Below are 7,079 nucleotides of genomic sequence, written 5' to 3'. Positions count from 1 at the left end.
TCAACTTTTGCCAGTGTTGATCTGTCAGCATGGTACGAGGCATAGCGAATAGTAAAATTGGGTTTGGCGATTTGATTTTACTACTTCGCTATTTTTTTAAACTAAAAGTGTTAACACACCCTAAATAGCTTTTACTTTTTTGAATGTATTAATTTTCTATCTTGTAAAGTTTGAACATCGTTACAAATTGCTATGTATATAACCTATAACTTAGGTAGAATAGCCTCAATTTAAAATGAATTTAAAAATTAATATTTGGGAAAACATGTGCGACATTTTCAATTAATTCTTTTATTGGCAGGCGGTATTGCCACCACAGGATGTGCGGTCACCTCTGGTTTACAAACCTACGACTTACCTAGCGAAGGCGTTTTTCAAACCGACCTCGGCACTACAGTGAATGTCATAAAACTTACTCAAGATTCTATTATGGCTGTTCAGCCTGCTGTACAGAATATTCAACAAGAATATGCCCATCTATTTAGTGCACAGCATCGTAACTACAGTCTAAGTGCAGGGGATATTTTATCTATTTATTTATGGGCTTATCCAGAACTCACATCTCCAACGAATATTAGTAGTGATCAGTCTGCTCAAGCAAATGGTTTCCAAATCGATTCAGAAGGTTATATTCATTTCCCGATTATTGGCCGTTATAGAGCCGCAGGAAAGCCACTGACCCAAGTCAATCGTGAATTACGCAGTCAGCTATCACGCTACCTAAAAAACCCCGATGTAATCGCACGAGTAGTATCGTATCAAGGTCAACGTTATTCGGTTCAAGGTAATGTTCTGAAAGGTGGTCAATTCTATTTGAGTGATCAACCTGTTAGTGTTTACACTGCTTTAGGTATGGCAGGCGGTGTAAATGCAGAGCAAGGTGATAATGCTTCTATGACCTTAGTCCGCCAAGGACGCTCATATAGTCTGAACACTGTAGAGCTAGAAAAAGCTGGCCTCTCACTCCATAATCTGCTGATTCAGCCCAATGATACCTTATATGTCAATAATCGTGAAAATCAGAAAATTTATGTTATGGGTGAATCTGGAAAAAATCAGTCATTACCTATACGTGATCAAGGGATGAGCCTGAGTGATGTATTAGGAGAAAGCTTGGGCTTAAATCCGCTTTCTGCCAGTCGGAGTAAAGTTTATATCGTTAGAAGTCAGCCAAATGTTCTTCACACTGAAGTCTACCAAATGGACTTGACCAGCATTGCTGATTTTGGTCTCGCCAATCAATTTAAGATGCACAGCAATGATATTGTTTATGTCGATGCATCTGGTTTAGCACGCTGGCAACGTATCGTAAACCAAATTATACCTTTCTCCAATGCTATTTATAGTTTCGAGCGTTTAGGGAACTAATGAAAATTAATAATATTTTAGTGGTCTGCATTGGCAATATTTGCCGTAGTCCTATGGCAGAATACTTTTTAAAACAGGAATATCCGTATTTACAGATTGAGTCTGCGGGTATTTCCGGTTTAGTCGGTCATGCAGCTGATAAAAAAGCCTGTTTATGTATGCAACGTTTTGGGATTGATATGAGTCCACATATTGCGAAAAAACTGGATGCCGAATTGATCAAAAAAGCTGATCTGGTTCTTGTGATGAGTCAAAATCAGCAAAAGCATATCGAACAGACTTGGCCTTTTGCTAAAGGTAAAACGTTTAGATTAGGTCATTGGCAAAGTAAAAATGTTGCCGATCCTTATCAACATGATCAAGCATTCTTTGATGAGACCTGCCAGTTGATTCAAGCCTGTATTGCTGACTGGAAAAAATATATTTAAGTTTTTTAATATTTCACTTTTTGATATTTAAATTATGAGCCAAACCGCCAACACCGAAGACACTATTGATTTAAAAGAATTATTTTTTTCTTTAATTGCGCAATGGAAACTTATTGCACTGTGCATTATTTTAAGTCTGATTTGTGCCTTACTGTATTTAAGAACCACACCGGATACTTATGCAGTAGATGCCATGGTACAAGTCGAAGATAGTAAAGGTACTTCCACTGCATTGTTAGGGGAGTTATCAAGTATGATCGAACAAAAATCCCCTGCTCAAGCTGAGATTGAAATTTTAAAGTCACGTTTAGTGCTGGGTGAGGTCATCAACCATTTAAATTTAAATATTCGTGTATCTGGTACAGAGGATAGTTTCTGGAACCGGTTAATGGCCAACCATGAATATGCCACTGAATATTCAGAAAAATCTGTATTATTCAAAGATAATCAAAACAGTTTTGATATTCGCCAATTCGATATCCCTCAATACTTCCAAGATAAAAAATTAATTTTAAGTTTTGAGCCAGGAAAATACACTCTAACAGATGAAAAAACTGAACAAGTGGTTTTTTCTGCCCCATTAAACCAAGTGAGTCAATCCTCATCTGAATATGGTCTCTGGAAAGTGGCTATTTTTAGTCAAGACAGTTTCGATGCCGCTTATAATATTGAAAAACAAAGCTTGCCTGCTGCGATGCAATCTTTAACCGCCAATTACTCAGTTGCTGAAAAAGGCAAGATGAGTGGTGTGCTGGGTTTGAACTATCAAGGCCATGATAAACAACATATTACTGAAGTTCTGAATGCCATTCTGGCTGCTTATAGCCAGCAGAATATTGAACGTCGTTCAGCAGAGACTGCTCAAACACTTAAGTTTTTAGAAGATCAATTACCTGAACTCAAACAACAACTTGATGCTGCAGAGCGTGAATTCAACCGTTTCCGTCAGCAATATAATACTGTAGATGTGACTAAAGAATCGGAATTATTTCTAACTCAAAGCATCACTTTAGAAACTCAAAAAGCGGAATTGGAACAGCGTGTTGCTGAAGCTTCAGCCAAATATACCGGCGAACATCCAATGATGCAGCAAATGAATGCGCAACTCAGTGCAATCAATCAAAAAATTGCTGAGCTAAATGGGACTTTAAAACGTTTACCTGAATTACAACGTCAGTACTTACAATTTTTCCGTGAAGTCGAAGTGAAGCAACAATTGTATACAGGTCTGCTCAATTCGTATCAACAACTTCGAATTGCTAAAGCAGGTGAAATTGGTAATGTACGTATTGTAGATACTGCGGTTGAACCCATTGAACCAATTAAACCAAAGAAATTACAGATTCTGATTTTAGCAATTTTCCTTGGTGGTTTCTTAGGAACATTGCTGGCATTGTTACGTAATATGATGCGCTCAGGTATTAAAGATGCGGCTCAGATTGAAAATGAGTTGGATCTTCCTGTTTATGCGACGATACCACGCTCTTTAATCCAAGAAAGTCGCATCAACCTGCTAAAAAAGAAAAAGAGTATTCCTATTCTTGCGGTTAAAGATAGCAGTGATATTGCAATTGAAAGCTTGCGTAGTATGCGAACAGCGATTCATTTTGCCCTCATGAATGCCAATAATAATGTAATTGCTATTTCGGGACCTGCTCCAGAAATTGGAAAATCGTTTATTACTACTAACTTGGCAACTATTCTAGCGCAAGGCGGAAAAAGAGTATTAGTGATTGATGGTGATATGCGTCGAGGTTATTTACATAAGTATTTCAATGCCGATGTAAAACCTGGTTTAGCAGAGCTGTTGAATCGTCAAAATACCTATGCAGATGTAGTACAAAACTCTACTGTAGAGAACCTGTTCTTTGTTACTCGAGGCAAAAGCCCAGTCAACCCTTCTGAACTTTTGAGCACGGATCAATTTAAAGCATTTTTAGATCAGGCATCAGCCTCTTTTGATCATATTCTGATTGATACTCCACCAGTCCTTGCCGTGACAGATGGTATTATTATTGCACAGTACGCAGGTGTGAATTTATTGGTTGCACGCCATGGAAAAACCCAAATTAAAGAACTTGAAATTACTGTCAATCGTTTTGAACAAGCGAATGTAAAAGTTAATGGTGTTATTCTAAATGACGTACAAAAAGGCTCTGCTGGTAGTTATGGCTATAATTATGCCTATGCTTATACAGCTTCCAAAGATGAGGATTAATATAAATTTGATTTATATTAAGTAAATTTAATTTTCTGAAAAATTAAAGTGTTTTTCAGAAATAAGAGTGTTGATTAGGCTGTTTTTTACAGAAAGTCACTTTCTTAAAACTTATTATAAAAAGGGTAATTAAATATTGTAGGGCTTCAAACAGATTTAAAAACATTCAATTTAAATCTGTTTAAAGTTTTTTATGTTTGTGTGGGTAATAAATACATTGTATCTAAGCTAGCATCAATACTCAGTAATAGAAAATCTATTGATAAAGAAATCTTTAGAAAAACTAAGCTGGATTAATTTCTGAATTATTTTGATCCAATCTAAATAAAGAACTATTAGATCTCTTTCATAAATCAAAAAATGATCTTCTTTTTGATGAATATTTGTACTTCAGATTTTTTAGCATTCATGCATAATCTGCGGATGAAATACATCGATTCAAACAAGCTTTCTGATCCTCAGTTCAAGCGATACACCGGCATCTCATGGTCAACCTTCTATTTAATGGTTGAGCAATTGAAAATGCGTGTCCCTGCCAAAGGCAGACCGGCCAAGTTAAGCCTGGAAGATCAGGTTCTGCTCTGTCTGAGCTATTGGCGGGAATACCGAACGTTATTTCATGTTGCGACGAGTTACGGGGTTTCAGAGCCAACAGCTTCACGAATTGTACATCATGTTGAAGATTGTCTGATTCAGTCCAATCTGTTTAATTTACCCGAAGGCGAAGGCATCGACTGGAATATTGTGATTGTAGATGCCACGGAAATTCCAATCCAGGAACCTAAAAAACAGAAGAAAAGCTATAGCGGCAAGAAAAAGACCCATACCTTTAAAGTACAGGCCATAATTCACTACAAGATTCAGCAAATCCTGAGTTTATGTAGCAGTCGCGGTGCAGTGCATGATTTCGAGTTGTTCAAACGCAATTTAAACCAGATTCCTTTTGGGGCTTTTATCCTTGCAGATAAAGGCTATCAAGAAATTTATGCTCTGCATCCGAATAGTCTGTTGCCGTTAAAAGCCAAAAGACACTGTAAACTGGATACTGAACTCAAAATCTATAATCAGGAAATCAATAAAAGAAGAGTAGGGATTGAACATGTATTTGGTCGCCTGAAAACCTTCAAAATACTTGCGGAACGTTATCGCAATAGAGCTAAAATACTCGGTTTGAGATTCAATTTAATTGCTGGAATCTATAACTTGGAGCTGAGTAAAAAATGATTTATGAAAGAAGTCTATTACTAAATATAAATAGCATTATCAAATTTTAATGTTAGGTATAGCCTCCTCCAAGGTGGATCTATCATATCGCTACAAAACTCAAATTTAACATGATTAAACAGTATAACCTAAAGACACTCAAGACTATGATTCTATATTTCAAGATTAATTAGTGCTCTCATTTTTAATAATATTAGATAAAAATTTAATATTGAAAGCTCCTTACCTCTTGAGAAAACAACCATTTTCGAATCAAAAATGGTTGCCTAGACCAACGACAGAACGAATTTATGTTTGATCATATTATTTTACCTCTTTTGTAAATAAAGAAGTATCTGTAATATTTTTTTTCGAAAATCGTGTAGCACCTACTTCCTGGTCAGGGGCATTAATTCCCTCTTGACTTAACATCACTTTAGCCGTTTTAAACATAATTTTAAAATCAAGCCACATATTATACTGTTCAACATATTGCACATCTAATTCAAACTTTTCTTCCCAAGATAAATTATTGCGTCCACTTACCTGAGCAAGTCCTGTCATACCAGGTTTTACTTCATGTCGTCTCATTTGTTCTTCAGTATAATGTTGGAGAAACTCTTTCATTTGAGGCCGAGGTCCGACAATACTCATATCTCCTTTTAACACATTAATCAGCTGAGGCATTTCATCTAAACTAGTAGAACGTAATTTTTTTCCAAATGAAGTGATGCGAAATTTATCAGGTAAAGGATTACCCTCCTTATCTATTGTATTCCTCATAGAACGAAATTTAATCATTTTAAATAATTTACCATTTTTACCAGGTCGTTCTTGATAAAAGAAAATTGGAGAGCCCAAATTTTTTTGAACCTTATACGCCACTATAATAAAAATTGGAAATAATATAATCAAAGCCATTAATGCAATAACTATATCAATTAATCGCTTAGATACATATTCTTTACTTTCAAATAAATCAGCAACGGAATAAAAATGTACTTGAGGTATTAAAGAATTTCTTAATATTAAATTATCTTTATACATAAAATACCTAAATTTTTTTTTATTCATTTTATTTGATCGATCTTTTTCTGAAGAAAACTGTATTATTTTACTTCTATACTCCCCCTTATTTTCTGAATATTTTTTTAATAAAATATTATTTTTCTCATCAAACAAAGGCTTATATATTAAAATATTACTTTCTTCATTTTTTTTGATCTTATTTTTATATTTTTTTAGATCCATTAATAAACACCTCGATATGTCTATTTTTTTTCAATCATATCAAGAGTGTTATTTTTTAAGTAGAGGTATATTTTAGATGAAGGCTATCAACCAAAAAATAATCTTATATTAATATTTTTTTTATTAATTTTTTTATTTAAATATTATCAATGAAAATTTATTTAATGTTGCAATAAAATTCTTATAATTTTTTCAACGAAATAAGCCATTTCGTAAATTATTTCCATTTAATAAGCCCTACTAGATCTTAATAATAAATATAGAAAAGTATTGTTAATCCAATAAAATATTAATTACAAAATACAATATAGCTCACACTAAAAAAAATGTGACAAAATGTAAGGTAATTCTAGATATTGTGATGAAGAACACAAATTTCACATCGGATCAACAGGATCAACAGGATCAACAGGATCAACAGGATCAAGAGGATCAAGAGGATCAAGAGGATCAAGAGGATCAAGAGGATCAAGAGGATCAACAGGATCAACAGGATCAAGAGGATCAAGAGGATCAAGAGGATCAAGAGGATCAAGAGGATCAAGAGGATCAAGAGGATCAAGAGGATCAAGAGGATCAAGAGGATCAAGAGGATCAAGAGGATCAAGAGG

Annotated in this window: 6 protein-coding genes; 4 read left to right on the top strand and 2 right to left on the bottom strand. The window is 34.7% G+C overall.

Annotation, left to right across the window (positions count from 1 at the left end; genetic code table 11):
* Nucleotides 1-267 precede the first annotated feature (267 nt).
* The 4 genes from ACTL4S_RS16180 (at nucleotide 268) to ACTL4S_RS16165 (ending at nucleotide 5,238) form a co-directional block, all read left to right on the top strand.
* Nucleotides 268-1,368 (top strand): polysaccharide biosynthesis/export family protein, encoded by a 1,101-nt coding sequence (locus tag ACTL4S_RS16180; RefSeq protein WP_441299666.1) that lies wholly within the window; start codon nucleotides 268-270, stop codon nucleotides 1,366-1,368.
* Nucleotides 1,368-1,796, top strand: a complete 429-nt coding sequence (locus tag ACTL4S_RS16175; RefSeq protein WP_441299665.1) for a low molecular weight protein-tyrosine-phosphatase — start codon at nucleotides 1,368-1,370, stop codon at nucleotides 1,794-1,796. The genes ACTL4S_RS16180 and ACTL4S_RS16175 overlap by 1 nt, the downstream gene beginning before the upstream one ends.
* Nucleotides 1,797-1,830: 34 nt before the next feature.
* Nucleotides 1,831-4,014: a polysaccharide biosynthesis tyrosine autokinase gene (locus ACTL4S_RS16170; protein WP_441299664.1), complete on the top strand. Its 2,184-nt coding sequence runs from the start codon at nucleotides 1,831-1,833 to the stop codon at nucleotides 4,012-4,014.
* Between the two features lie 423 nt (nucleotides 4,015-4,437).
* Nucleotides 4,438-5,238: an IS5 family transposase gene (locus tag ACTL4S_RS16165; protein WP_441299663.1), complete on the top strand. Its 801-nt coding sequence runs from the start codon at nucleotides 4,438-4,440 to the stop codon at nucleotides 5,236-5,238.
* Between the two features lie 303 nt (nucleotides 5,239-5,541).
* On the opposite strand, the gene ACTL4S_RS16160 is transcribed toward ACTL4S_RS16165, so the two are convergent.
* Nucleotides 5,542-6,228, bottom strand: a complete 687-nt coding sequence (locus tag ACTL4S_RS16160; protein ID WP_441299667.1) for a sugar transferase — start codon at nucleotides 6,226-6,228, stop codon at nucleotides 5,542-5,544.
* Nucleotides 6,229-6,845: 617 nt separating this feature from the next.
* Nucleotides 6,846-7,079, bottom strand: a 234-nt coding sequence (locus tag ACTL4S_RS16155; RefSeq protein ID WP_441299662.1) for a hypothetical protein, incomplete at its 5' end; no start/stop codon positions are given.

Origin of the sequence: Acinetobacter lwoffii (assembly GCF_052078135.1) — a bacterium.
GTDB lineage: Bacteria > Pseudomonadota > Gammaproteobacteria > Pseudomonadales > Moraxellaceae > Acinetobacter > Acinetobacter lwoffii_Z.
This window is presented reverse-complemented; position numbering and strand designations above follow the sequence as displayed.